Here is a 25,506-nt window from a genome sequence, read left to right as displayed (position 1 = left end):
ACTTCTGGGGTGGGGTGCGCAGACGCCGAGCGGGGTGCCGGTGAATCACCGGCACCCCGCTCGACCCCCGGGATGCTTACGACCGGGACTTGTCCTGCTTCCAGGACAGTGGACCCGGCAGGTCGACCCGGTGCGCCCGCGCCCTGGAGTTCCAGGACCAGCGACCGATCTTGATGCTCCACGAGGAGAAACCGTTCTCGGTGAAGTTCAGGATGAGCGGACCGAACTTCTTGCGCTTGCGAAACATGAGGCCCATCGGAGGACTCCCCTCGTCACCGTTTCCTACCGTGTCGAGATCGAACATTCCCGAACCGGCGAATTCTGAAACCCCCTCGCTGTCCGCCCTGGACGGTGGCCATCGCGTACCTGAATCTCTATCCACCAGATAGGTGTTGCGGCGCGGTAAACGCTGCTCGTGGCGCTTCGTAACATCGGCAGCGATAGAAGTCTCATCTTCTGGAAGGCCGTTGACGCCTCGTTCCGATCCCCGGCAGCATGGGGTCATGTCGCAGCGGGATGAGCTTCTCCTCACCGCTCGTGTGCACGTCGACCTGGTCCGGCACGCGAGCGCGCTCTGTTGAGCTGACCGGTCCATCCGGCTCGGCCCCAGCGCCGCACTCCCACCGCCCGCCCGCTCAACGCGGAGCAGCGTGCCCGCACGCCCTCATCCGGGCGTCCCCGCTCCCATCGTGGACAGATCAGGAGACTCCTCATGTCCCCACCCCGTCATGCCGTTCTGCGTACCCTCGCCGCCGCTGCCGCGCTGGTCGTGCTCACCGCCACCGCCGGCTGCGGCGGCGACGCCGCAGCCGGCGGCGCGCAGGCCGGCGAGCTGCGCTACCAGGGCTCGGTCGGTCAGGTCACCCTCCCCGAACTCGCCGCCGACCTCGGTTACCTCGGCGACGTCAAGCTCAAGTGGATCGGCAACGTCACCGGTGGCCCGCAGGACATCCAGGCCACCGCCACCGGGCAGAGCGACTTCGGTGGCGCGTTCAACGGCGCGATCGTCAAGCTCGCCGCCGCCAACGCACCGATCACCGCCGTGGTCAGCTACTACGGCTCGGACGCGCAGACCTTTCAGGGCTACTACGTGCTCGACGACAGCCCGATCCGCAGCCCCCGCGACCTGATCGGCAGGAAGGTCGGCATGAACACCCTCGGCGCGCACGCCGAGGCCGTGCTCAAGACCTGGCTCTCTCGCGGCGGTCTCACCCCCGCCGAGATCAAACAGGTCGAGCTGGTCGCCCTGCCACCGGTCAACACCGAGCAGTCGCTGCGTCAGCGACAGATCGACGTCGCGGTGCTCGGTGGGGTGATCCGGGACAAGGCGGTCGCCAGCGGTGGCATCCGCACCATCTTCACCGACTACGAGCTGCTCGGCGCCTTCAGCGGCGGCACCTACGTCTTCCGCGACGACTTCATCAAGCGCAACCCGGAGACGGTCAAGGCGTTCGTCACCGGGGTCGGCAAGGCCATCGAGTGGGCCCGCACCCAACCCCGGGAAACCGTGGTCGCCCGGATGCGGGACATCATCGGCAACCGGGGCCGCAACGAGGACCCGTCGCTGGTCGCGTACTGGAAGAGCAGCGGTGTCGCCGGCCGCGGCGGGGTGATCGACGAGCAGGAGTTCGGCACCTGGATCGACTGGCTCGCCGCCGAGGGCGAGCTCAAGGGCGACCGTCCGAAGCCAGACGACATCTACACCAACCGGTTCAACCCCTTCGTGGACGGTGGCAGCGCGTGAGCACCGACAAGATTCTCTTCGATCGGGTGAGCAAGACCTTCGGAGTCCGCGCCAGGCGGCGTGGCGGCGCCGGCGCGGTCACCGCGCTGGACGAGGTGACCCTCGGGGTACGCCCCGGCGAGTTCCTGGTCGTCGTCGGCCCCAGCGGCTGCGGCAAGTCCACCCTGCTCGACCTGCTCGGCGGGCTCACCGAGCCGACCGGTGGGCAGGTGCTCGTCGACGGTCGGCCGGTCACCGGTCCCGGCCTGGACCGGGGCATCGTCTTCCAGCAGTACGCGCTGCTGCCCTGGCGCACCGCCGCCGGCAACGTCGCGTTCGGTCTGGAGGCCAAGGGCGTGCCCCGGGCCGAACGCGCCGCCCTGATCGAGCACCACCTCGACCTGGTGGGCCTGCGCGGGTTCGCCGACCGCTACCCGCACGAGCTGTCCGGCGGGATGAAGCAACGGGTGGCCATCGCCCGCAGCCTCGCGTACGACCCGGACGTGCTGCTGATGGACGAGCCGTTCGCCGCCCTGGACGCGCAGACCCGCGACTCGTTGCAGGACGAGCTGGTGCGGATCTGGGCCCGCACCGGCAAGACGGTCGTGTTCATCACCCACGGCATCGACGAGGCCGTCTACCTGGGTCAGCGAGTGGCGGTGCTCACGTCCCGCCCCGGGCGGCTCAAACAGGTGATCGACATCGACCTCGGCGACCGGGACGCGGTCGAGGACGTCCGCTCCACCGACGCGTTCCGCCACCACCGCCACCAGATCTGGACCCTGCTGCGCGACGAGGTGCGGGCCGCCCAGGCGGCCGAGGGCACCGGCGTCCGCCACACCGAGGAGGCCCGCGTTGGTTGACATCGCCGAACGTCCCACCCGACTCGCCCGCCCACCCACCGTGCCCCCAGCAACGGCCGACCGTGCCACTCCCGGTCGTGCCAGTCGGCTGCTCGGCATCGGCGCGAAGGTGGTGCACCGCAGCGTCGCGGTCGCCGCGCTGGCCGCGATCTGGGAGGGCGCACCGAGGCTCGGGCTGGTGGACCGGGTCTTCCTGCCCCCGCTGTCGGAGGTGCTGGTGGCCTGGTGGGAGCTGCTGCGCAGCGGGCAGCTCGCCGAGCACGTGGGCGCGAGCCTCACCCGGTCGCTGGCCGGGCTCGGCCTGGCGGTGCTCACCGCCATCCCGCTCGGGTTGCTGATCGGCTGGTACCGGCCGCTCGCCGAGTTGCTCAGCCCGCTGCTGGAGGTCTTCCGCAACACCGCCGCGCTGGCCCTGCTGCCGGTGTTCGTGCTCATCCTCGGCCTGGGGGAGACTTCCAAGATCGCACTGGTGCTGTACGCGTGCTCCTGGCCGATCCTGCTGAACACCATCGCCGGGGTGAAGGGCGTCGACCCGCTGCTGATCCGGTCGGCCCGCTCGATGGGGCTCAACCACCTGCGGCTGTTCCAGAAGGTGATTCTGCCGGCCGCCGTGCCGACCATCTTCACCGGCGTCCGGCTGGCCGGGGCGTACTCGATCCTGGTGCTGGTGGCCGCCGAGATGGTCGGCGCGAAGGCGGGGCTCGGCTACCTCATCAACTACGCGCAGTACAACTTCGCGATCGCCGACATGTACTCGGGGATCATCACGATCTCCGCCATCGGCCTGGTCGTCAACCAACTCCTCGTCGCCCTCGAACGTCGCTTCTCCACCTGGCGCGTCGACGTCACTGCCGGATAGGACGGACACCAATGACCCGTACCCTGCACCTCAACGCGTTCCTGATGGGCGTCGGCCACCACGAGGCGGCCTGGCGGCACCCCCGCACCGACCCGCGTCGGGTCACCGACGTGCGGCACTTTCAGGAGCTGGCCCGCATCGCCGAACGCGGCACCCTCGACTCCCTCTTCCTCGCCGACGGTCTCTCGGTCGGGCCGAACCCCCGACACAACATCCAGGCCGTCTTCGAGCCACTGACCCTGCTCGCGTCGCTCGCCGCGGTGACCGAACACATCGGTCTCATCGCGACGGTCTCCACCACCTACAACGAGCCGTTCCACGTCGCCCGCAAGTTCGCCTCGCTGGATCACCTCAGCGGCGGCCGGGCCGGCTGGAACATCGTCACCTCCGCCCAGGAGCGGGAGGCGGTCAACTTCAACCGGGACAGCCACCCGGCGCACGCCGACCGGTACCGGCGGGCCGCCGAGTTCGTCGACGTGGCGGTCAAGCTCTGGGACAGCTGGGAGGACGACGCGCTGGTCTTCGACGCTGCGGCCGGGGTGTTCGCCGACACCGACCGGGTGCACGAGGTGGCGCACCGCGGGCCGGAGTTCCAGGTCCGTGGCCCGCTGAACATCCCCCGCGGGCCGCAGGGCCGACCGCTGCTGGTGCAGGCCGGATCGTCGCCGGACGGGATCGCCTTCGCCGCCCGCTACGCCGAGGCGGTCTTCACCGCGCAGCAGACCCTCGCCGACGGGCAGGGTTTCTACGCCGAGTTGCGTCGGCAGGTCGCCGCCGCCGGCCGGGACCCGGACCTGGTGAAGATCCTGCCCGGCATCGCGCCGGTGCTCGGTGGCACCGAGGCCGAGGCGCAGGCGCTCGCCACCGAGCTGGAGGAGCTGATCGTCCCCGACTACGCCCTGGCCCAGCTCTCCGGGATGCTCGGCATCGACCTGACCGGCCTGCCGCTGGACGGGCCGCTGCCGGAGTTGCCGGCCGCCGGCACCGTGCAGGCCCACCAGAGTCGCTACCAGCTCGTCACCGAGTTGGCCCGCCGGGAACAGCTCACCGTCCGGCAACTGATCGGCCGGCTCGGCGGCGGCCGGGGTCACCGGGTCGTCGCCGGTACGCCGGAGCAGGTCGCCGACCAGATCGAGCTGTGGTTCACCCAGGGTGCCGCCGACGGGTTCAACATCATGCCGCCGCACCTGCCCGGCGGGCTCGCCGACTTCGTCGACCACGTGGTGCCGGTGCTGCGCTCCCGTGGGTTGTTCCGCACCGAGTACACCGGTCGGACGCTGCGCGAGCACTACGGGCTGCCCCGACCGGCCAGCGCGTACGCCGCGTCGGCCCTGGTGCCGGCGTGACCACCGTGGAGCGGCCCTCGGCGGACATCGCCGAGCTGCGACCGGTGAACGCGGACCTGTTCCGCGCCCTGCTGCGCCGGCAGGCCAGCAGCGTCACCGTGGTCACCGCGGTCGCCCGCGCCACCGACCCGGCCTGCCTGGGTGGGATCGGCGCGCCCATCCGGGCGGGGTTCACCGCGACCTCGTTCACGTCGGTGTCGCTGGACCCGCCGCTCGTCTCGTTCTGCCTCGGGACGGCGTCGTCGAGCTGGCCGGTGCTGGCCCGCGCCGAGCACGTCGCCGTGCACCTGCTCAGCGCCGGGCAGCGGGAGGCCGCCACGGTCTTCGCCACCAGCGGCATCGACCGGTTCGCCGCCTACCCGGACTGGACGGCCGGGCCGTTCGGGCTGCCGTTGCTCGGCGGGGTGCTGGCCCGGCTGCTCTGCCGGGTGGTGCACCGGGTTCCGGCCGGCGACCACACGCTGGTGATCGCCGAACCGCTGGCGCTCGGCGACGGCGGCGACGGCCCGCCGCTCGTGCACCACCGGGGTGGCTACACCACCGCCGGTTCGCCGACGTGACGGCACCGACCGCACCGGACCTGCTCGCGTTGGACCGGGCCGCCCAGGACCTGCTGTTCCGGGCGGCCCGCACGGCCAGCACGTTCACCGACGAGCCGGTCACCGACGCCCAGGTCGCGGCGATCCACGACCTGATCCGGTACGGGCCGACCGCGTACAACGGCCAGCCGCTGCGGGTGCTGCTGCTGCGCTCGCCGGAGTCCCGGGCCCGGCTGCTGCCGTACGTCTCGTCGAGCAACCGGGCGAAGACGGCCAGCGCGCCACTGGTTGCGGTGCTCGCCGCCGACGTGGACTTCCACGAACGGCTACCCGAGCTGTACCCGCACCGGCCGCAGGCCCGCGACTGGCTCAGCGATCGCGCGGGCCGCGCCGAGCAGGCCCGCTTCAGCGCGACCCTCCAGATCGGCTACCTGCTGGTGGGCGTACGCGCCGCCGGGCTGGCCGCCGGCCCGATGGCCGGGTTCGACGCGGTCGGGGTGACCCGCGAGTTCTTCCCCGACGGCCGGCACGAGGCGCTGCTGCTGCTCAACCTGGGCCACCCCGGCCCGGACGCCTGGGCGGAGCGGCTGCCCCGACTCAGCACCGGGGAGGTGGTGTGGACGCTGTGAGCCGACCCACGGTCAGCGCGGCTCCCACGCGTCGGGCAGCGCGGTGAGTTTGCGGACGTGCGCGGGCAGTCGACCACTGACGATCTCGGCGAGGCTCACCTCGTCGACGACCCGTCGCACGGCAGCGCGCACCGCCACCCACAGGCCGGGCAGGTTCTCCGCCGAGCCTTCGTACCTTGTCTCCTCGGGGCGCAGCCCGCGTACCCCGGCCAGTGGGCCCTCCACGGCGCGCAGCACCGCGCCGACGGTCACCTCGCGTGGTGGGCGCGCCAGGGTGTAGCCGCCCTCGGCGCCGCGTTGGGCGCGGACGATGCCGGCCCGGCGCAGATCCGCCAGGACCGCTTCCAGGAACTTGCGGGGCATGTCCTGCTCCGCGGCGATGGCCTGGGTGGACAGCAGCGAAGGGTACGCGGTGGCGAGGCTCAACGCCGCCCGTACCGCGTAGTCGCCGCGCGCGGAGATCTGCACCCTGCCATCATGCCCGGCCGGTGACGCCCGGCCCTGCGGTGGGCGGCCCGGGTCTCGTGGCGTGCCCGCCGTTGGCGGATTCGCCGGGGGCGCCGGGGCGGAATCTGCCGCCGTTGGCACCGGTCGACTCGGCCGGCGGTCGAGGTCGAACCACCCGACCGGCCGGCGGTTGGTCCCGTGCGGCCCGGAACGCGCCGGGGCTGACCCCCACCTCGCGGGTGAAGAAGCGGCCGAAGTTCGTCGGTTCGGAGAAGCCGAGCTGCCGGCCGATCTCGGCGATCGGCTGGTCCGTCGTGGCGAGTAACCGGCCGGCCTGCAACGCGACCCGCTCGTCGATCACCTGCTTGGCGCTGCGACCGGTGACCGCCAGGCAGGCCCGGGTCAGGGTCCGCACCGAGCAGCCGAGCTCCACCGCGTAGTCCTCCACCCGCCGGGTGTGCGGATAGCCGTGCTCCACCTCGCGGTGGAACCGGTGGAACGTCTCGTCCTCGGGCCGGGCCGGCGACCGGTCGGCGTGGGCCAGAGCCAGCCGCAGCAGCAGCACGGCCAGTTGGTGCCGGAGCAGCACCCGCGTGGTGGGACCGTCGGGGTGCCGCCGACAGTCCACCGCCAATTGGCTCACCTCGCTGATCACCGCGTCCTCGTCCTCGCCGGCCAACTGCCGCCAGGTCGCGGCAGTGGTCAGGTCGACGTCGAAGTCGCGCAGCGCCCCGGGATCCCAGGCGACCACTGTGGCGTCGAACTGGGGGCCGGCGCAGCGCAGCACCTGACCGGGGCGCACCCGCAGCAGCGTGCCGGGCCGGCACGCCAGCAGATGAAAGTCGAGTTCCGCGTCGCCGTGCCCACGCGTGGTGAGAATCAACAGCTCCCGCTCGACGATCACCGGCCGACGCCAGCCCGGATCACCGGCAAGATCGGCCAGCGCGAACGTGGCTATCTCGTCGGCTACGGGAGACGCCGTTCCGATCGATGGCGCGGGGGAGGGATCGGTGGAGACCATCGCCTGCGACGGTAGCCCGAACCGCAGGTCACCGCATCCCCGTCCACGTTCGTGCCGGAATCCGCGGTGCGCACCGGGCTTGTCCCGGTCCTGGCGGCCAGGCTACGTTACCCGGCGGTAGCGCCATCGGTCCGCGGCCCACCCGGCACCCGCCGGACACCCGACCGAGCGGCGGCCCCCGCCGACTCGCGATGGGATGGGCATGACGCAGCTGTTCTCGGTCGAAGGTAAGACGGTCCTGGTCACCGGCGGGTCGCGGGGGATCGGGCTGATGATCGCCCAGGGCTTCGTCCGGGCCGGCGCACACGTGATCATTTCGTCGCGCAAGGCGGACGCCTGCGCGGCGGTCGCCTCCACCCTCTCCGCCGAGGGTCGCTGCGAGGCCATCCCCGCCGACCTCAGCGGCGACGCCGGCGCCGAGACGCTGGCCGCCGCCGTGCGCGAGCGTTTCGGCCGCCTCGACGTGCTGGTCAACAACGCCGGCGCGACCTGGGGAGCACCGCTGGAGGACTACCCCGAGGCCGCGTTCGACAAGCTCTGGGCGGTCAACGTCAAGGCCGTCTTCCGGCTCACCACCGCGCTGCTGCCGGCGCTGCGCGCCGCCGCCAGCGCCGACGACCCGGCCCGCGTGATCAACATCGGGTCGATCGACGGCATCCGCGTGCCATCCATGGAGGTGTACGCGTACTCGGCCACCAAGGCGGCAGTGCACATGCTCACCCGCAGCCTCGCCCACCAACTCGCCGGTGAGCAGATCACCGTCAACGCGATCGCGCCCGGTCCGTTCGAGAGCAAGATGATGGCGTTCGCGCTCGACGACCCGGCCAGCCGGGCCGCCATCGAGCAGCAGGTGCCGCTGGGCCGCATCGGGCGCCCCGAGGACATGGCCGGCACGGCCATCTACCTCTCGTCGCGCGCCGGCGCGTACCTCACCGGCGCGGTCATTCCCGTCGACGGCGGCATCACCACGCACGGCTGAGCACCGGCCGACCCGGGGCGCGCTGTCCGCGTACTCCCAGGGTGTGTGCCGGGGCCGCGCGGACTCGGCAGATCCGCGCGGCCCCGGTGTGGCCGGTGTTGCCCGTTCGGGCGGTCAGCGACCAGCGAGCAGCCGGTTCACCGCCGTGTCGACGTCCAGGTGCTCGGCCTCACGGCCGCGCGGGACGACGACGTAGGTCCGTCGAAGGAAACGCACCAGGACGCTGCGCGGCACCTCGAAGAGGGCGTTGCCGTCCGGTGACGAGAGGGCCAGCGCGACGAAGTCGCCGCGCGGTGTGGCCCAGGGCCAGACCCGCACATCCCCGATGCCGGCCGGCTCGTCCAGGCCGGTGACCAGTAGTTCGCGAGCGAACGACCAACTCACCGCCTCGCCCCCGGCCGATTCGGCATGGAACAGGACATGGACCGCATACGGGTCAGCAGGGTCGTAACGCAGACTGGCACGCACCGGCAAGGCGGTGGCGTCAGGTGCGACGAGCCTTAGCGACGTCTCGACCTCTACGGTCGTCGGTCGGATGACACTCATGGACGTTCTCCCCCCGGCACCGCTGCGGAACGCGCGTGTCCCGCTTTTCCCATACTCAGGTGCTACTCCTGGCTACGCTCCGCCATACGCTGACTTCACCCAGTGGTGGGAAGGGGGACGGAAAGGCCGCGTGAATGTGAGCATTCATGTAGAATTTCCGGTTCTGCCCAGTGCGTGATCCCGCCCGGTATCGGGTGGCTCAGTCGTCGACTTACTCCGGTAACGTCCAGTCGGCCGTTGCAGTGACGGGCCCGAGCGACACTGGGGGGTGAAATGGTGACGAAGCAATCCTCAGTGGATGCGGCGGCGGCGCCCGGCCCGCCGAAAGTCGCGGTCCGAGCAGCCGAAAAGCGGGGGTACGGAGTGCCGATGGAGCAGCCCGAACGGGCCGGTCGGCCGGCGTCCGACGCCGGTCGTTCCGGTGGCGATGGCACCGGTCGCGGCGGCGACGGCGGTGCCGGTCGCGGTGGCGGCACCGGGACTGGTCGCGACGCCGGTGCCGGTGGTGGTGGAATCGCCGTGCAGGACCCGCCGCGCCGCCCCCGCTGGCGCGAGCGGATCTCACTGACCCTCGACCTCATCCGCGCCAACCCCACCGGTCGGATCGCACTCAAGATCTTCATCGCGATCGCCGGGGCGCTGGTGGTGACCATCGGCATCGCCCTCATCCCGCTTCCCGGGCCGGGCTGGCTGCTGGTGATCGCCGGCCTGGGCATCTGGGCCGTCGAATACCACTGGGCGCGACGGCTGCTCGCCTTCACCCGCCGCCACGTCCACGGATGGACGCGCTGGGTGACGAGACAGTCGCTGGTGGTGCGAACCGTGCTCGGTGTTGTCGGCCTGGTCTTCGTGGCCACGGTGGTCTGGCTGTCCCTCAAGTACAGCCTCGGCATCGACGTGGTGGCCGAGGCGATGCAGTACCTCGCGACGCACTGACCCCGGATTTCCGGTCCGGTTCCACGATCGGGTAGAGTCAGTGGCGCTGAGGGCGATTAGCTCAGTGGGAGAGCGCTTCGTTCACACCGAAGAGGTCGCTGGTTCGATACCAGCATCGCCCACTCTCAGTTTGTGCAGGTCAGAAGCCCGTTGCCGGAGTAGACGGTAACGGGCTTTGCTGTATGTGCTGCTTACATTGGGAGCAGATTGGGAGCAGCGTGGCTGGTTCTGGGGCCGGACTGCCATTAACCCGCCTGGCTGCGTGGCCTGATGCGACCCCGAGTGGGACTGCTGGCTGGTTGAGGAACTGGCCCTACCGCTCCCGGTGCCCACCTCACGAGGACATGCCCCCAGGCTATGGCTCGCGGGCTGACTGGTGGCCGTCCGTCCGGTGATCCGCCCATTCGCCGGTCCACATCGCGAGGTCGTATACCCAACGCTCGGTGCTCTGCCGGGACTTCGCAGCCCACTTCATCGCGTTGCTTGTCGCGAAGTCGTCGAGGACCTGATGGTCAGTCGCTGTCCATGCGGGAACCTGCGCTAACCACTCTTCCGCCTGTTTGGCGCTGTGGCCGCTACCGATCAGCCATGGGACGAGCAGCGCGAGTTCGACCCATGCGGCGGCCTTGGTTGTCCACGCCCAGTCGACGATGCGTAGGCCGACCGGTGTCACGATCAGGTTGGTCGGGTTGAGGTCGCAGTGGATAAGTGTCTCGCCCTCCATGGCAGGGTGCGTGAACCCGAGTCGGGCTGCCGGGGTGAACCACGTCTGGTCGGGTGCCGGCGACTCTTGGAGTGCTGTCAGGGTGGCTAGGAGCAGGTCGAGGTCGCTGCTGCCGGGTGACAAGTCGGGGTGGTGACCGGGAAGGTGCTCGGTCCCCACCACCAGCCAGCCATCGGATTCGAACTGCCACAGGACTGCGGGCGGGTGCCGGCGCTCGTGATGAGCCAGGAGCTTCGTGCCGTCCACGCTGGAAAGGAATCGGAGGCTGTAGGGCGAACCGGAGTTCCTGGGGTTGCACTGGAACTTCTCGCGGCCTGGCAGGAGGAAGACCCGGAGCCGTACGTCGACCGCTCTTCAATTACGAGCGGGTGGCGCAGACCCTGGATGATGGCATCTCGCGGACGCTCACGGCTGAGGTGGGCGCGCCTGATGCTGGTCAGCCGACGCTGGTCCAACGACGGCGAGCTGTGGTTGTGAGCTGGGGCAGTCTCGGCGCGCCGAGTTGACCGAGGTTTGCGATATCACAAAGATGGCAAACATGACATCTGTGGCGGCGGTGCCGGACGTACTCCGGGCCATCAGGGCTAATCTTGAGCTCACCCAGACGGAGCTCGCGGAACGACTCGGCGTGTCGTATGCGACCGTCAACCGTTGGGAGGGCGGCGACGGCAGCACCAAGCCCCAAAAGGTCAAGCTGGCGAGCATCCTGGCGCTGGCTGAGGAGGCTGGCATCGACTTCGCCGACCCTGGTGATTCCGCCATTGTCAAGTCGGGGCGGCGTAGTCGCGCGGCCAAGGGCGACACCAAGACGACCAAGCCCATGGAGCAGATGCTCTGGGACGCCGCCTGTTCTATCCGTGGTGAGAAGGACGCGGCCAAGTTCAAGGACTACCTCCTGCCGTTGCTCTTCCTGAAGCGTCTATCCGACGTCTTCGACGACGAAATCTCCCGCCTGGCCGACGAGTTCGGTGACCGCGAGGTTGCGCTGGAGATCGTGGAGGAGGACAAGGAGTTGCTGCGCTTCTACCTCCCGAAGGAGGCGCGTTGGAGTGTGATCTCCGGGCGTGAGTCGTACGACTGGCCCCCGGACGATCGCGGCCGTTCGACAACTCCAAAGGACATCGGGGAGCACCTGACCAAGGCGGTCCGTGCCGTGGTCCGCTACAACCCGAGCCTCAGTGGGGTCATCGACGTCGTCGACTTCGCTGCCGAACGAAACGGCGAGCGTGACATCAACCCGGCCAAGCTGCGGGGGGTGGTCGAGGCGTTCTCCGACCCGCGCTACCGTCTCGGCCTGGCCGACGTGCAGCCCGACTTCCTCGGGCGCGCCTACGAGTACCTGCTGCGGAAGTTCGCTGAGGGATCGGGCCAGTCGGCAGGCGAATTCTTCACGCCGACCGAGGTGGGCTTCCTCATGGCGCGCATCCTTCGTCCGCGGCCGGGCGAGACCTGCCACGACTACGCCTGCGGCTCTGGTGGCCTACTGATCAAGCTGCAGCTCATTGCCCGTGAGCTTGACCCGACGAGCAAGGTGCCGCTCAAGATGTTCGGCCAGGAGCTCCAGGCTGAAAGCTACGCCGTGGTGCGGATGAACACGATCATCCATGACATGGACGTCGACCTGCAGCGGGGCGACACCATGATCAACCCGAAGTTCCGGGATTCCGTCGGCGGTCTCCAGCAGTTCGACATCGTCGTCGCCAATCCGATGTGGAATCAGACTTTCTCGCCCGACATCCTCGAGGACGACCCCTATGACCGCTTCGCCAAGGCGGGTGGCGTCACCTCCGGCAAGGGCGACTGGCCATGGCTCCAGCACACCCTGGCGGTCATGAACGACGGCGGCCGAGCTGCCGTGGTCCTTGATACCGGCGCGATGACGCGCGGGTCGGGATCAAAGAATGACGACAAGGAGCGCAACATCCGTAAGTGGTTCGTGGACCGGGATTTCATCGAGGGTGTCGTCCTGCTGCCCGATAACCTCTTCTACAACACCAGCGCTGCAGGAATCATCGTCATCCTCAACAAGCGCAAGCCGGCCACCCGCAAGGGAAAGGTCCTCATGCTCAACGCCAGCCGACGCTTCACGAAGGGGCGGCCGAAGAACTTCCTCGACAGTGCCGATGTGGTCGAACTGGCTCGCATTTACCAGGCGGCCGAACCTGTCGAGGGCGAGTTCGCTGTCGTCGAGGCCGCCGAGTTGGTGAACGCCGACTACAACCTGAGCCCGTCACGCTGGATTGCACGAGCTGCGGATGTCGAGAAGCGTTCGATCCCGGAGCTCCTGGACAATCTTCGAACTCTCGACCAGCAGCTAACAGCGCTCAACGCCATCGTCTATAGCCTCGTGAAGCAGGTGGCGAAGTGACCACCGAGTGGGTGGAGCAGCCGTTCATCGAGGTCGCTGACTACGGCGTCGGCAGGACACCCGCGCGCGCGAACGCAGCTTTCTGGGCAGCGACGGAGGAGCCCACACCGTGGGTCACCATCTCAGACATGCCCGCCTACGGCGTGGTGGCATCGACCAAGGAGAGCATCAGTGGGGAGGCGTTCGACCGGGTCTTTGGTGGCTCCGTAACACCGGCGGGCACCCTGATCATGAGCTTCAAGCTGACGATCGGTCGGATCGCGACGCTTGGTATCCCGGCGGTGCACAACGAGGCAATCATCTCGATATACCCGAAGCCCGGCATGGACCAGCGTTTCCTCGGGTATTACTTGTCGCAAGTCGACTACACGCAGTTTCAAGACCGGCAGATCAAGGGAAACACGCTCAACAAGTCAAAGATCGACCGCATCCCTGTACCAGTGCCGCCCGAGGGTGAGCAAAAGGCTATCGCCGACGTCCTGGATGCGGTCCGCGACCTGATCGCGCTCGAACAAGATGCAGTCACTGTCACCCGTCGGCTGATCCGCTCAATCGGTCAAGTGGTCCTCTCGACGGAGGAGGGCAGGCAGCTCGACGACTGGATGTACGAGCGCATCGGCGATCGACACGATGTCTCCTCTGGCGGTACGCCTTCTCGGTCGGTGCCCGTGTACTGGAACGGCGGGACCATCCCGTGGGTCAAGACGACCGAAGTCAACTACTCGGTCATCACCGATACCTCTGAGCGCATCACTCAGCGGGGTCTCGATGAGTCGGCGGCGAAGATCCTTCCGGCTGGCACCGTGGTTCTGGCCATGTACGGCCAGGGAGTCACGCGCGGCAAGGTCGCCATCCTGGGTATAGACGCTGCGACGAACCAGGCGTGCGCCGCGATCCAGGCGAACGATGACGCGGTCGAAGGGCGCTTCCTCTACCAGTACCTGGCGTTCAAGTACGAGGAGCTGCGGCGGTTGGCTCATGGCGGACAGCAGCAGAACCTCAACCTCGACATCGTTCGCGACTTCCCGATTGCGTACCCCGCAAGCAAGGAAACGCAGATCGAGATCGCAGAGGTGTTCGAGGCCCTAGACCGCAAGTTGAATCTCCACAAATCCCGGCTGCGCGCGCTAGAAGTTCTCTTCGAGACCGTCCTCGCACAGCTCATGTCGGGCGAGGTGCGTGTCAATGACCTCGAAGAAGCGGACCTTGGTGTGCAGCGCGAGCTAGAGGAGGCGACCGCATGACCACTCTCAAGATCAGCGAGGCGCGCACCGCGCAGTTCCCTATGGTCGCTCACGCCCATGGGGTCGGCTGGAACATCGTTGAGCCGGTGGATGCAGAGGTGCTCCGGCGCGGACGCGAGAACATGCTCCTCACGTCGGTGCTGGAGGACAAGCTGCTGGAGTTCAACCCGTGGCTGACGCCTGACCAGGCGCGCTCCATCGTCGAGACCATCGAGGCGCTGCCGGCCACCATCGAGGGCAACTGGGAAATCTTGCGCTGGATGCGCGGCGAGCACAAGTGGTACGACGAGAACGAGAAGCTCAGCCGTTCGGTCCAGCTCATCGACTTCGAGTGCCCGGATAACAACGAGCTTCAGGCCACCTGGGAATGGAAAATCGAGCCGGTCGCGCGCAAGGGCAACCGTGCCGACGTCATCTTCGTGGTCAACGGCCTCCCGGCAGCCATCGTGGAGCACAAGAGCCCGACCTCGGGTGATGCCTTGTCCCGTGGCGTCACCCAGCTGCGCCGCTACGAGCAGGAGACGCCCGAGCTGCTCGCTCAGACCCAGCTCTACAACGTCACCCACATGCTGGGCTACTGGTACGGCGTCACCTGGAACGTCTCGCGGCGCTTCATCTTCAAGTGGAAGTACGCCGAGGACGAGAGCTACAAGAGCGCCGTCGAGGCCTTCTTCGAGCCGCATGCGTTCCTGCGAACCCTCAAGGACTGGATCCTCTTCTACGTTGAGGACTCCGAGACCCGGAAGTCGGTTCTCCGCGAGCACCAGCGCAAGGCCGTCGATAAGGTCGTCGCTCGCTGCGCCGACCCGACAAAAAATCGCGGCCTCATCTGGCACACCCAGGGGTCGGGCAAGACCTTCACGCTCCTGACCGCTGCCCGCCAGATCCTTGAGGACAAGGCACGCTTCGCCAACGCAACGGTCATCCTCGTCGTGGACCGCAACGAGCTGGAGGGCCAGCTCAAGGGCTGGGTGGAGCGGCTGCTCGGTGAGATGCAGGCGAGTGACATCGCCGTGCGTCGTGCGGACAGCAAGGCCGACCTGCAGGACATCTTCGACTCGGACTTTCGGGGCCTGGTGGTCTCGATGATCCACAAGTTCGAGGAGATCAAGGCCAACTCTTCGACGCGGGACAACATCTACGTCTTCATTGACGAGGCGCACCGGTCGGTGGCCGCCGACCTCGGCACCTACCTGATGGCCGCCGTCCAGAACGCGACGATCATCGGCTTCACGGGTACGCCGGTCGGCGACAGCAAGGCGGGCTCAGGTTCGTTCAAGATTTTCGGCCGCGACGACGAGGACGGCTTCCTCGACAAGTACTCGATCATTGAGTCGATCGAGGACGAGACGACCCTTCCGATCCGTTACAAGCTCGCCCCGTCGAGCATGCGCCTGCCAGCCAAGGACCTCGAAGAGCAGTTCTATGCTCTGGCCGGCGAGGAGGACATCACCGACGTCGACGAGCTCAACAAGGTGCTGGAGCGGGCGGTCAACCTGCGGGCGTTCCTCGGAGCAGAGGACCGGGTCGACCGGGTCGCTGAGTTTGTCGCCGGGCACTTCAAGGAAAACGTCCTGCCGCTCGGCTACAAGGCGTTCGTGGTGGCTGTCGACCGCGAAACCTGCGCCAAGTACAAGGTGGCTCTTGATCGCTACCTGCCGCCGGAGTGGTCGGAGGTCGTCTACTCCAAAAACGTCAACGACGTCGTCGACCGCCCTGTCGTGGCCGAGCTCCAGATCTCTGAGACGCGCGAGGAGGAGGTCCGCAAGTTCTTCAAGAAACCGGGCCAGGAGCCCAAGATCCTCATCGTCACCGACAAGCTCCTGACCGGCTATGACGCCCCGGTGCTCTACGTCATGTACCTGGACAAGCCGATGCGCAACCACGTGCTGCTCCAGTCGCTGGCTCGGGTCAACCGTCCGTACATCGATAACCAGAACGTCAGCAAGAAGGTTGGCCTGGTCGTCGACTTCGTCAGCGTCCTCGAAAACATGAAGAAGGCGCTGACGATCGACGCCGGTGCGGTCAAGGGTGCGCTCGAGGATCTCGACATCCTCATGGTCGACCTGCACCAGAAGGTCGGCGCAGCCGCGGCCGAGTACCTGCAGGCCGACGGTAGCCAAACCCCCGACGCTCAGCTCGAAGCGGCGGTCTTCGGTCGGTTCATCGACCCGGCGGCTCGCAAGGTTTTCTACGACGCCTACAAGGACATCGAGACGCTCTGGGAAATCCTGTCGCCCGACCCTGGCCTGCGTGACCACATCCGGACCTACAAGGACCTGTCCAAGCTCTACGCGGCGGTGCGCGCCAACTACACCGATTCCGGTAGCTTCCTTGGCGACCTGGAGCACAAGACGCGCAAGCTCATACAGGACAGCGCCACCCAGGACGGGCTCGGTCGCTTCTCCAAGGTCGTCGACTTCGACGTCGAGACGCTGGAGCAGCTCAAGAGCGAAGCGGGTCCGGACGAGGGTAAGGTGTACAACCTTCTCCGTGGTCTCCGGAAGGAGATGGAGGAGGACCCGGCTGGCGCCGTGGTGCTGCAGAGCATAAAGGAGCGGGCAGACCGGGTCATGCAGAACCTCGAGGACCGCAAGATCAACGGCATCGCCGCCATGGTCCAGCTGGAGGCGCTTGTCCAGGAGAAGGCCAGGGCGAAGAAGAAGGCCAAGGAGAGCGGCCTCACCGATCTTGGCTTTGCCATCTACTGGGTGATCGCTCAGGACGAGGGTGCCAAGAAGGCGTCGTTCGACTCGATGACTGCCTCGCGGGAGATCGAGACAGCGCTCGGCAAGTTCCCAAACTGGCGGGAGAACCCTGACGAGAAGCGTCGTCTCCGAGCTGGCCTCTACAAGCCGCTCCTGGCGCTCGGCAAGGAGGAACGGGCGGCCGTCATCGAGCGGATCATGCAGGTTCTGGAGCTGGCGAGCTGATGGTCACCAAGTCGTCGCTCTACCCCGAGCAGCAGCTTCGCCGTCGGGCGATGGCATGGGCTGTCAAGCTCAAGGTCAACCCGGAGCAGGTCCAGATTAGGCGCCTACCGGGCAAGTGGGGGTCGTGCGCGCCCGATGGCGTCGTGACCCTTGCGGAGGATCTCGCTACTGAGGCCGAGGACTTCCAGGACTACGTCATCGTTCACGAGCTGCTGCACCTCAAGTACCGCGACCACGGCAAGCAGTTCAAAGCGATGATGAACGCCCTCGTACCCAACTGGCGGGATCTGGAGCAGAGCAGCAAGCATTCAACGGAACGGCAAATGGATCGGCGAGGTGAAGGCGCATGACCACGGTGGTGTGTCCGGCCTGACCTGCCGGGCGTTGTGCCTCGTGAGGAGGGTGCCGTGATGACCGCGACATTGAACGACCGGACCGGACCTAGGAAGCGGCCCGAGCCGTCGGCTGAGGCGAAGGCCGCCGCCGAGCTGGTCCGGGCCGCGACGGAACTGACCGGCCCGGACGGGCTGGTCAAGCAACTGACCAAGAGGGTCATGGAGACGGCGCTGAACGAGGAGATGACCGAATACCCTCGCGCTGTAGTTCCTGGGCTTGAGTTCTGGGATCAGCGGGGCGCGAGGGCATCGCGGCGGGCGGGCGAGGCTCGTCGCGGTCGTCCGGGGGCGGCACGGTTTCGTCCAAGGTCACGTGTGACACGGCGCAGGGTCGGCCACGGTGCGGTTCGTGAGGCCATCGCACGGGTCAAGCGCCTAGGCCTCTGGCCTGCGAGCCACCTGCAGCGTTGACGGTGTCCAGGGGTTGAGGGCCCGACGTAGGGGTGCGGCGCATCGGGGTGACGGCCGGGCCGTCGGGCAGCCGGATGGGTACCTGCGGGGTGTAGCCGTAGCGGGCGTAGACGTCTTGGCGCTCGCCGGTGGCGTCGGTCCACGAGGGCAGGTCGACGTGGTCGAGTCTGTCGCGGTGGTGGGCGAGCATCGCCGCGCCGATGCCTTGCCGCTGTGCGGCGGGCGCGACTGCGAGGAACGCCAGGTGGTAGTGCGGTTCGGTGGGCCGGCGCGCGCTGAGCAGCCCGTCGAGGATCTCGAACCGCTCAGCATGGTCGCCGGCCGCGTCGGCGAGGCGGCTGCGGTAGTTCGCTGGTGGTGGGATGCTGCGGTAGCGGTGGAAGCCGACTGCGGCGGCGTTGAGGTCGTCGGTGACGTGGGTGTCGCCGTAGAACATGGCGTGTTCCACCCAGATCACCGCCACCTCGGCGAGGATGCGGCGCCGGTGGGTCGCCTCGGGCACCAGCCAGGCGGCCAGCGGGTCGGGGTGCAGGGCGTCGGCGATGAGCCCGGCGACCTTGTCCTTGTCGGTCCAGCGGGCGGCGCGGATGCGAGCAGTGACGTCCATGAGAGTCCCTTCACAGGTCGGAAGCGGATGGGAGTTGCCGTCTAGATCGGCGGCGCGGTGTCAGGGCGTGTTGGTGGTGCTCGTGCGGGTGTGGATGGTGAACAGCAGGTAGTCCTCGACGTCGCCGGTGCGGGGGTGGCCGCGCTGTGATGGCGTGAAGTGGGCGCGTTCGTAGGCGAGGACCTCGCCGGTGCGGGGGTGCAGGATGAGCAGGCCGCGGGTGGTGCCGTCGTCGCCGGTGGCGCTGATGCCGGCACCGGTGCGCCCGGCGCGGGTCTCGTACCGCGGGGTGGTAGGTGAGCCCGTTGGTGTGGCTCAACAGGGTGAGGATCGCGGTGCGGGCGTCGCGGTTGGGTGTGGGCCATGACGTCAGGCTGGCGATGGCGTGCAGGACTGCCGGTGCGCCGAGGAACGGCGGCGAGATGCTGCTGATCTGTGCGGTGAGGCGGTGGTGTCGACGGCGATGGGGCCGATGGTTCCGTCGAGCGTGCCCGGCTGGTAGGTCTCGTCGGTGGTGGGTTGTGGGCCGGGCGGGTGGCGCAGGCTGACGGCCCGTCCGGAGCCGTTGTCGGCTCGCCAGTGCCGCTCTTCGAAGACCACGACGGTGCTGGTCGCGCGTCCTGCGTCGATCTGGGTGTCGGCGGCCCATTGCCGTATCAGCACGAACGAGAACCGTCCTGGGACGTCGCAGTGCGCGTCGGCGGCGACCTGGGGGAGCACGTGGTTGGCTGGCCGCGGTGCGGGTAGGGCGGTGGGTGGCGTCGCAGCGGTCCGTGCGGCGAGGGCGCGCAGTTCGGCGGCGGTCAGTAGCGCGGGGATCTCGCACGGTGGGGTACTTGTTCGGGCGGGTGAGGTGACCTGCCAGCGGCTGCTCTGCGGTGCGGGGGTGTGCGTGGCGGCCCATCCGGGCACGAGGGCGGCAGCGGCGAGCAGGGATAGCGCGGACAGCGCGGCAGCGATCCTGACGGCGGGCCGCCGATGCCAGTGGGCCGGCAGATTCGTGGGCGTCGAGGGTGGGTGAGGTGGGTGAATCACGGTCGATGGCTCCGGGAGTCTGTGGCGGGGGGTCAGCGGTATGCGGCGGTGGCGAGGTCACCGACCGCGGCGTCGACCGCGGCGGTGATGTCGCGTACGGGCCGGTAGTGCTGCTCGGCGATGGCCCGCAGCTGGGCGGCGACGGCGTTGGTGTCGTCGAGGTAGAGGTGGGTGGCGAGGCCGAGGACGGCGACGAGGCCGGCGAGGGCGGCGCTGTGGTTGTCCGGCGGCTCCCGGCCTGCGGCGAGATACCGCAGCCTGGATCGGGCCACGACCGCCCATTTGGTGTCGGTGGCGAGGTAGACGTCGGTGCGGGCGAGCCCGCCGAGCCGGCGGCGGCTGGTGCGGTGCAGGATCCCGCCGGCGTGCAGGCCGGCGCGGGTGCGTTCGTACAGGTCCTCGGCGAACCATGTCAGCCATCCCCGCAGGGTCGGGGCGGGGTTGGCGCGTACTGAGGCGATAGCGGCGTCGGCGACCAGGTCGCCGACGGGCCGATCGAGGCGGAGCCGGATCCGCCGGTCGGCGGCCGGGCGGGTGCCATCGTCTGGGTCGTCGAGCGTAATCCGCCCGGCCAGGAAGAGGTCGGTCAGGACCGCGCCGGCCATGCCGAGGGCGAGGGCTTGGCGGTGGATGTGGGGTTGGCCGGTGTCGTCGTTGTGGCCGAGCAGGAACAACTCGTCCCGCAACGGCAGCTGGGGAATCGACGCGGTCATCTCGGCAGCTCCTACCGCAGCCCGGCCGCACGCTGGCGCAGCCGGGCGTGCACTCCCGTGTAGGCGGCGCTCGGGTGCGGAAGCAGCGCCTTGTCGACGGCGGCCAGGACCGTGTAGTTCGGGTCGCACACGTTGCCGATCGGTGCCCTGCCGGCCTGCGAGATCAGTTGGTAGGCGTCGAGTTCTTCCAAACCGGTGAGCGTGCTGGTCCAGCCGACCAGGTCGCGGTGGGCGATCCGGTAGGCGTCCTCCAGGGGCCGGGCGCAGCCGACCGACATGATCGACGTGTCGGTCTCCAGTCGGGGCCACACCGTCCGGGTGCCCTTGATGACCTCGATGACCAGGGTGGTGGTCGTGGCGATCTCCACCCCGACCCCGCAGGCCTCACCCTCGCCCTGGCGTGCGTGTCCGTCGCCGAGGGCGAGCATCGCCCCGTGCACGTTCACCCCCAGATAGAGGGTGGCCCCGGCGCGCACCTGCGGGGTATCCAGGTTTCCGCCGTGGGAGTCAGGGACGATCGTGGATCGGGCCTCGAACCCGCCAGGAGCGACCCCGATCGTGCCGATCATCGGGTCCAGCGGCAGCTTCACCCAGTGGTCGCTGGCCGTGGCGTGGAATCCGACCGTGCCGGCGTGCCGGTCGATGTCGTACACCCACACCCGCTCCTGCAGCGGTTCTTGCAGCGTCGCGGTATGGGCGGTGGAGGTCAGCGCCCCGAAGTGCGGGAACGTCGAGGACACACCCCAGCCCCGGGCGGGGACGATCGAGGCGAGATGGATGGCGAGGGTGTCACCGGGCTCGGCGTTCTCGACGAAGAACGGCCCGGACACCGGATTCAGGTAGGGCATGCGGCACACCTGCGACGGCAGGTCCGCCGGACCGCGCACGAGGCCGCCGAAGCAGTCCTCGGTGTGCACCTGCAGCACGTCGCCGGAGCGGACGTGGGCCACCGGCATCCGCCCGCCGAAGGTGTAGGCCAACTCGTCGCGGGCCGGCCGGTAGGTGATCGTGTCCATGGCGGTCACACCCGTTCCACGTGGCGGGCCTGCGGCTGCGCGGGCGCCAAACCAGACAGCGCGGGCCGGCGGCCGGACAGGTAGAGGCCGGCGAGAATGACCATGCCGAGGGCGAGCCAGGCCAGGCCGAGGCGCTGCGCGGCGATGTTGGCGTTGATCACCACGTAGGCGAGGATCGCGAACCCGATACCGGGCATGACTAGATGCGCCCACCAGTTGCCGCTGCGCCGGCGGATGAGGTGGTGCACCACTACGGAGACGTGCAGGACAAGGAAGGCGACCATCGCCCCGAAGTTGATCAGCGACGACAGCAGCGTGATCCCGTCGGTGCGGGTGGCCATGTACAGGCCGAGCACCAGGGACACGAGGCCGGTGAGCAGGGTCGCGTTGATCGGCACGTTCCGGCGGATCGACACCTTCGCCAAGAAGGCGGGCAGTTGCCGGTCCCGGGCCATCGCGTACAGCAGGCGTGAGGTGGCGACCTGGGCGACCATCGAGTTCGGCAGGCCCCACGCGATCGCCGTCGCCACCGCGCACAGGGTCGCCAACCAGCCCCCGCCGGCCACGGCTGCGGCGTCGTAGAAGGCGGTGCCGTTCACGTCGCCCTCCGTGCGGAGGGTGCCGGGGTTCGGGACGAGCATCGCGGCCAGCCACGTCTGAGCGATGAACAGCACGCCGGCCAGGACGAGCACGGCGGCCATCGCCCGGCCGATCTGCCGGGAACCGCCCTTGGTCTCCTCGGCCAACATGCTGATCCCGTCGAAGCCGAGGAAGGACAACACCGCGATCGACACCGCACCCGCCACCAGGGACCAGGTGAACGTGTCGGCGTTGTAGAAGGCGTCCCAACTGAACCGGCCCCTACCCGAGGCGAGAGCCCAACCGGCGACCGCGAGGAAGACCGCCAGGACGATCAACTCACCGATCAGCATCACGCGGGTCACCATCGCGGTCATGCGGATGCCGACCGAGTTGACGACCGTGTTGACCGCGACGAACCCGAGCAGCCACAACCACACCGGCACCACGGGCACGGTGGCGTGCATCGCCACCGACGCCACCAGATACAGCAGACCCGGCACGAGCACGTAGTCCAGCAGGATCACCCAGCCGGCCAGGAAACCGACCGGCGCGCTGATGCCCCGGCCGGCGTAGTTGTAGACGCTGCCCGACATCGGGAACGCCTTAACCATCTGCGCGTACGAGAACGCGGTGAACACCAACGCCACCACACCGACCGCGTACGCCAGAGCCACCATGCCGCCGGAGCCGGCGTACACGCTGCCGAAGATCGCCATCGGCGCGATCGGCACCATGTACACCAGCCCGTACGCGACCAAGTCTCGAAGCTGAAGCTGGCGGCTCAGTTCCTGTCGATACCCATATCGGGATAGGTCATTCTGGAGACTCATCACACTCCTCAAATATTTGCGCCCTGGCCAATCTCGCGCTTGCAGCTAAACCGTCAGCGAAGGCAACTACCTAGTCGCTCCTAAATGGCTGCTAATGATTTCGACCAGCAGGCGGATCGGTGCCTCAGCAACGAGATTTGCTCACCGAGACAGATGAGTCGATAGCGTTGATGCGGACACAGGGTGTTGTCCGCATGCAACTGTCCGCGTAGCGTTCGACCACGTATGGTCAGACCCTTCCGGATGCGGCAGTGACGGACACACAGCACCCAGGAGTACCGGTGGCACAAACTCCACGACGGCTGACCCCGCATCGATCGGCGCTGCATGGATTCGGTGCCGCGCTTCGGCAGTGGCGCGAGCGCCGCGGGCTGTCTCAGCGTGCTCTAGGCAGGCTGGTGCACGTTAGTGGGGACCTCATCGGCAAAGTGGAGAAGGCCGAACGTTGGCCGTCCTCCCGCTTCGTTGAGTCGTGTGAGGGCGCACTGCAGACAGATGGCGAGCTGGCCCGTTTCCTGTCAGACCTCGAGAGTGAGCGTCGCCTCACCAGCGTCGGCTACCGCTTGGTCGACGGCGCGGAGGGCCAACTCCGGGCCTCCATCGATCATCCCGACAAGCCCGACCTGCTCCGTTCGTGGCACGAGCAGCTCGCCGGTCTGGCCATTGCCGGAAACCGCACCGGATACGCCGGGATGGCGTCCACCGCCCATGCACAGATCAGCGTCGCCGCCGCCATCGGGCGGCGGAGCCGTTCAGCCGACCGCCGAGACGTACTCATCGCGCAGGCACTGTGGGCGGAGTTCCTCAGCTGGATCGATGAGCAGAGTGACGCCGCCGAGGCTGACGCCTGGTTGCGGCGCGCGCAGCAGCACGCCGTCGAAGCTAACGCGCCGACGCTGACAAGCTACGTCCTGATGAGGCAGAGCCAACGCGCCCTTGAGCGCTTCGACCCGCGTAATGCCATCGCCTTAGCGCAGCGGGCGCTGGAGGAGGTTCGGTTACCCGGCCGTATCCGCGCACTACTGCTGATCCGCCAGGCCCAGGCCTACGCGATGGGAGGTGACCAGAACGCCTGCGCAGCCAGCATCGACAAGGCACACAGGGTCGCCGGCAGCGACGACTGGGGTTCGGAGCTGCCGATCGATGTAGGCGTCCACTGCGATTCGGTGTACGTGGCTGCTCACGAAGCGCAATGCCGTCTTCTCCTCGGTCAACCGGCGGCTGCAGCCAATCTCTATGAGCAGCTCCTGCGCCATTGGCCAGCTCAGTGGCGCGTCGACGAGGCCCTTTGGCGGTCGGCCCTGTCCAGCGCCTACGTCAGCATTGGCGATATCGAGCGCGCGGCGACCGAGGCCGCCAACGCCCTGGCGTTGGCTACAGGCACCTCTTCCGCGCGGGCTTTGCGCTGGTTGAACCCGACGGCGGTGGCCCTTCGACAGCAGCAAGCCGTTCCAGAGGCGGCGGCCTTCGTGCTCGCCTATCGGCAGACGACCCTCGAAGCATGTAACCATTAGTCCGTGGATCTGATCACCACGGCGACGAGCACCGACGAGTCCGAGCTTGGGGCGTCCGTCGCGGTCCTCCCAGTCGGGAGTTTCGAGCAACACGGCGCTTACCTGCCGCTGCTGACGGACACCATCGTGGCATGCGCGATCGCGAAGGCCGTCGCCGAGCGCTACGGCCTCTTTTTGTTGCCGCCGGTCACGATCTCCTGTTCCCATGAGCACGCGGGGTGGCGTGGAACGGTCAGTATCAGCGCCACCACCCTCGCCGCCGTGGTCGTTGATATCGCCGGCTCCCTGCAAAAATCGGGCATCGATCAGCTCGCTGTGATCAACGGCCATGGAGGGAACTACGCGCTTGCCAACGTCGTTCAGGAAGCCAATGTCGCTGGACCGAGGATGACTCTGTTTCCCGCTCGGGCCGACTGGGACGACGCGCGAGTTGCCGCCGGCCTGCACAGCACAGCTCATCAGGACATGCATGCTGGTGAGCTCGAGGTTTCGCTGCTTCTGCACGTTGCGCCCGAGGTGGTTCGTGATGGCTTCCAGCATGCCGACCACCTAGCGGACGACCGACGTCACCTCCTCACGCGGGGCATGAGTGGCTACACCAGCAGCGGCGTCATCGGTCTGCCGTCCCACGCCACTGCTGCCAAGGGCGAAGCCGTACTTGAAGAACTTGTTCGCTCCTTCGCCGACCATTACGGCCTTCTGCCGGGCGCCAAAACATGATCAAAAATGATGCTGGACGAGAGCGGTTGTCCGCGTCGGCATGGCCGCGGGAGCGATCGGGCGGAGGCAATTTGTGGGGTGATCCGGGGGAGGGACAAGGCGCTCGGACGTAGAGTCGGCCACGTCTAGACACTCACACCGGCCCAAGGATTAGCCCCTGCAGGTGGTTGCGCCGGTGTCCCGCCGACGGCTGACGAGCCCGCCGTCGTCCGGCCCGCCGGAAGTTGTTCGAGGAGGATTCGTGAGGCTGGGCGACAGGGTCGCTGAAGTGTCGGTGGACGACGCCGTCCGCGCCTCGGTGAGCTACGACCAACTGCTTACCGGTGATCGCGGCCTGTTTTGGCTGGAGACTCGCCCCGACGCTGGCGGGGGTACGACGGTGACACAGTGGCGGCCCGGCGAGGGCACGCGTGATGTAAGTCCGAAGGGCTTTGATGTCGCCAGCGGCGTTCACGCGTACGGTGGCGGATCGTTTGCTGTCGTACAGGAGACGTTGTGGTGCGTCGGCGGAGATGGCCTCTACCGG

The 25,506-nt window shown here is 68.1% G+C and carries 25 protein-coding genes, 1 tRNA gene and 1 pseudogene; 17 read left to right on the top strand and 10 right to left on the bottom strand.

Annotation, left to right across the window (positions count from 1 at the left end; translation table 11 throughout):
- Window positions 1-76 precede the first annotated feature (76 nt).
- Window positions 77-256, bottom strand: a complete 180-nt coding sequence (locus tag V6U86_RS31525; protein WP_101365273.1) for a DUF4236 domain-containing protein — start codon at window positions 254-256, stop codon at window positions 77-79.
- Between the two features lie 247 nt (window positions 257-503).
- Here V6U86_RS31525 and V6U86_RS33455 point away from each other — a divergent pair, with 247 nt between their 5' ends.
- From V6U86_RS33455 to V6U86_RS31495, 7 genes are all read left to right on the top strand, one after another.
- On the top strand, window positions 504-581 hold the full coding sequence (locus V6U86_RS33455) for a putative leader peptide (RefSeq protein WP_349881247.1): 78 nt from the start codon (window positions 504-506) through the stop codon (window positions 579-581).
- 131 nt (window positions 582-712) lie between these two features.
- The gene (locus tag V6U86_RS31520; protein ID WP_334509802.1) at window positions 713-1,744 is read left to right on the top strand and encodes an ABC transporter substrate-binding protein; all 1,032 of its coding nucleotides are present in this window, start codon (window positions 713-715) and stop codon (window positions 1,742-1,744) included.
- Complete coding sequence (locus tag V6U86_RS31515) at window positions 1,741-2,586, top strand: ABC transporter ATP-binding protein (RefSeq protein ID WP_334509800.1); 846 nt, start codon at window positions 1,741-1,743, stop codon at window positions 2,584-2,586. Before V6U86_RS31520 ends, V6U86_RS31515 begins: the two co-directional genes overlap by 4 nt.
- The gene (locus tag V6U86_RS31510; RefSeq protein WP_334509798.1) at window positions 2,579-3,445 is read left to right on the top strand and encodes an ABC transporter permease; all 867 of its coding nucleotides are present in this window, start codon (window positions 2,579-2,581) and stop codon (window positions 3,443-3,445) included. Before V6U86_RS31515 ends, V6U86_RS31510 begins: the two co-directional genes overlap by 8 nt.
- 11 nt (window positions 3,446-3,456) lie before the next feature.
- Window positions 3,457-4,791 (top strand): LLM class flavin-dependent oxidoreductase, encoded by a 1,335-nt coding sequence (locus V6U86_RS31505; protein WP_334509796.1) that lies wholly within the window; start codon window positions 3,457-3,459, stop codon window positions 4,789-4,791.
- A complete protein-coding gene (locus tag V6U86_RS31500; RefSeq protein ID WP_334509794.1) occupies window positions 4,788-5,351 on the top strand; it encodes a flavin reductase family protein in 564 nt (187 codons plus the stop codon). The genes V6U86_RS31505 and V6U86_RS31500 overlap by 4 nt, the downstream gene beginning before the upstream one ends.
- A complete protein-coding gene (locus V6U86_RS31495) occupies window positions 5,348-5,959 on the top strand; it encodes a malonic semialdehyde reductase (protein WP_334509792.1) in 612 nt (203 codons plus the stop codon). The genes V6U86_RS31500 and V6U86_RS31495 overlap by 4 nt, the downstream gene beginning before the upstream one ends.
- Before the next feature lie 12 nt (window positions 5,960-5,971).
- Here V6U86_RS31495 and V6U86_RS31490 read toward each other — a convergent pair whose 3' ends face one another.
- Window positions 5,972-6,427, bottom strand: coding sequence for an RrF2 family transcriptional regulator (locus tag V6U86_RS31490; protein WP_030333674.1), 456 nt, complete (start codon window positions 6,425-6,427; stop codon window positions 5,972-5,974).
- A gap of 7 nt (window positions 6,428-6,434) precedes the next feature.
- Complete coding sequence (locus V6U86_RS31485; RefSeq protein WP_334509788.1) at window positions 6,435-7,427, bottom strand: helix-turn-helix transcriptional regulator; 993 nt, start codon at window positions 7,425-7,427, stop codon at window positions 6,435-6,437.
- 202 nt (window positions 7,428-7,629) lie between these two features.
- Between V6U86_RS31485 and V6U86_RS31480 the strand changes: the two genes are divergently transcribed.
- Window positions 7,630-8,406: a glucose 1-dehydrogenase gene (locus tag V6U86_RS31480; RefSeq protein ID WP_334509786.1), complete on the top strand. Its 777-nt coding sequence runs from the start codon at window positions 7,630-7,632 to the stop codon at window positions 8,404-8,406.
- A 114-nt stretch (window positions 8,407-8,520) separates the two neighbouring features.
- On the opposite strand, the gene V6U86_RS31475 is transcribed toward V6U86_RS31480, so the two are convergent.
- Window positions 8,521-8,952: an SsgA family sporulation/cell division regulator gene (locus V6U86_RS31475; protein WP_007457244.1), complete on the bottom strand. Its 432-nt coding sequence runs from the start codon at window positions 8,950-8,952 to the stop codon at window positions 8,521-8,523.
- Between the two features lie 294 nt (window positions 8,953-9,246).
- Here V6U86_RS31475 and V6U86_RS31470 point away from each other — a divergent pair, with 294 nt between their 5' ends.
- Window positions 9,247-9,888 (top strand): PGPGW domain-containing protein, encoded by a 642-nt coding sequence (locus V6U86_RS31470; protein WP_442935036.1) that lies wholly within the window; start codon window positions 9,247-9,249, stop codon window positions 9,886-9,888.
- 50 nt (window positions 9,889-9,938) lie between these two features.
- Window positions 9,939-10,010 (top strand) — tRNA-Val (locus tag V6U86_RS31465).
- A 233-nt stretch (window positions 10,011-10,243) separates the two neighbouring features.
- Here V6U86_RS31465 and V6U86_RS31460 read toward each other — a convergent pair.
- Window positions 10,244-10,858, bottom strand: coding sequence for an aminoglycoside phosphotransferase (locus V6U86_RS31460; RefSeq protein ID WP_334509781.1), 615 nt, complete (start codon window positions 10,856-10,858; stop codon window positions 10,244-10,246).
- A gap of 292 nt (window positions 10,859-11,150) precedes the next feature.
- Here V6U86_RS31460 and V6U86_RS31455 point away from each other — a divergent pair, with 292 nt between their 5' ends.
- From V6U86_RS31455 to V6U86_RS31435, 5 genes and pseudogenes are all read left to right on the top strand, one after another.
- Complete coding sequence (locus V6U86_RS31455; protein ID WP_334509779.1) at window positions 11,151-12,980, top strand: N-6 DNA methylase; 1,830 nt, start codon at window positions 11,151-11,153, stop codon at window positions 12,978-12,980.
- On the top strand, window positions 12,977-14,224 hold the full coding sequence (locus tag V6U86_RS31450; RefSeq protein WP_334509777.1) for a restriction endonuclease subunit S: 1,248 nt from the start codon (window positions 12,977-12,979) through the stop codon (window positions 14,222-14,224). Before V6U86_RS31455 ends, V6U86_RS31450 begins: the two co-directional genes overlap by 4 nt.
- Window positions 14,221-17,157: a type I restriction endonuclease subunit R gene (locus tag V6U86_RS31445; protein WP_334509775.1), complete on the top strand. Its 2,937-nt coding sequence runs from the start codon at window positions 14,221-14,223 to the stop codon at window positions 17,155-17,157. The genes V6U86_RS31450 and V6U86_RS31445 overlap by 4 nt, the downstream gene beginning before the upstream one ends.
- A complete protein-coding gene (locus V6U86_RS31440) occupies window positions 17,157-17,507 on the top strand; it encodes a M48 metallopeptidase family protein (protein ID WP_334509773.1) in 351 nt (116 codons plus the stop codon). Before V6U86_RS31445 ends, V6U86_RS31440 begins: the two co-directional genes overlap by 1 nt.
- 60 nt (window positions 17,508-17,567) lie before the next feature.
- A pseudogene (locus tag V6U86_RS31435) lies at window positions 17,568-17,747 on the top strand (IS256 family transposase); the annotation flags it as partial.
- Window positions 17,748-17,919: 172 nt separating this feature from the next.
- Here V6U86_RS31435 and V6U86_RS31430 read toward each other — a convergent pair.
- The 5 genes from V6U86_RS31430 to V6U86_RS31410 all read right to left on the bottom strand — a co-directional run bounded on the left by V6U86_RS31430 (window position 17,920) and on the right by V6U86_RS31410 (window position 22,746).
- The gene (locus V6U86_RS31430) at window positions 17,920-18,570 is read right to left on the bottom strand and encodes a GNAT family N-acetyltransferase (protein WP_334509771.1); all 651 of its coding nucleotides are present in this window, start codon (window positions 18,568-18,570) and stop codon (window positions 17,920-17,922) included.
- 369 nt (window positions 18,571-18,939) lie between these two features.
- Window positions 18,940-19,605 carry a hypothetical protein gene (locus V6U86_RS31425; protein WP_334509769.1) on the bottom strand — a complete coding sequence of 222 codons (666 nt, stop codon included), beginning with the start codon at window positions 19,603-19,605 and terminating at the stop codon, window positions 18,940-18,942.
- Window positions 19,606-19,637: 32 nt separating this feature from the next.
- Window positions 19,638-20,318 (bottom strand): GOLPH3/VPS74 family protein, encoded by a 681-nt coding sequence (locus tag V6U86_RS31420; protein WP_334509767.1) that lies wholly within the window; start codon window positions 20,316-20,318, stop codon window positions 19,638-19,640.
- 11 nt (window positions 20,319-20,329) lie between these two features.
- Entirely contained in the window at window positions 20,330-21,343 is a 1,014-nt protein-coding gene (locus tag V6U86_RS31415; RefSeq protein ID WP_334509764.1) for an acetamidase/formamidase family protein, read from the bottom strand.
- The gene (locus V6U86_RS31410; RefSeq protein WP_334509762.1) at window positions 21,340-22,746 is read right to left on the bottom strand and encodes an APC family permease; all 1,407 of its coding nucleotides are present in this window, start codon (window positions 22,744-22,746) and stop codon (window positions 21,340-21,342) included. Before V6U86_RS31410 ends, V6U86_RS31415 begins: the two co-directional genes overlap by 4 nt.
- Before the next feature lie 281 nt (window positions 22,747-23,027).
- On the opposite strand from V6U86_RS31410, the gene V6U86_RS31405 reads away from it, so the two are divergent.
- The gene (locus V6U86_RS31405; protein ID WP_334509760.1) at window positions 23,028-24,260 is read left to right on the top strand and encodes a helix-turn-helix domain-containing protein; all 1,233 of its coding nucleotides are present in this window, start codon (window positions 23,028-23,030) and stop codon (window positions 24,258-24,260) included.
- A gap of 3 nt (window positions 24,261-24,263) precedes the next feature.
- Window positions 24,264-24,980, top strand: coding sequence for a creatininase family protein (locus tag V6U86_RS31400; RefSeq protein ID WP_334509758.1), 717 nt, complete (start codon window positions 24,264-24,266; stop codon window positions 24,978-24,980).
- Window positions 24,981-25,506: the final 526 nt, after the last annotated feature.

The organism is Micromonospora sp. CPCC 205558 (genome assembly GCF_036902955.1).
GTDB lineage: Bacteria > Actinomycetota > Actinomycetes > Mycobacteriales > Micromonosporaceae > Micromonospora.
The sequence above is the reverse complement of the archived record's forward strand: the minus strand, read 5'-3'. Positions and strand labels throughout refer to the sequence as shown.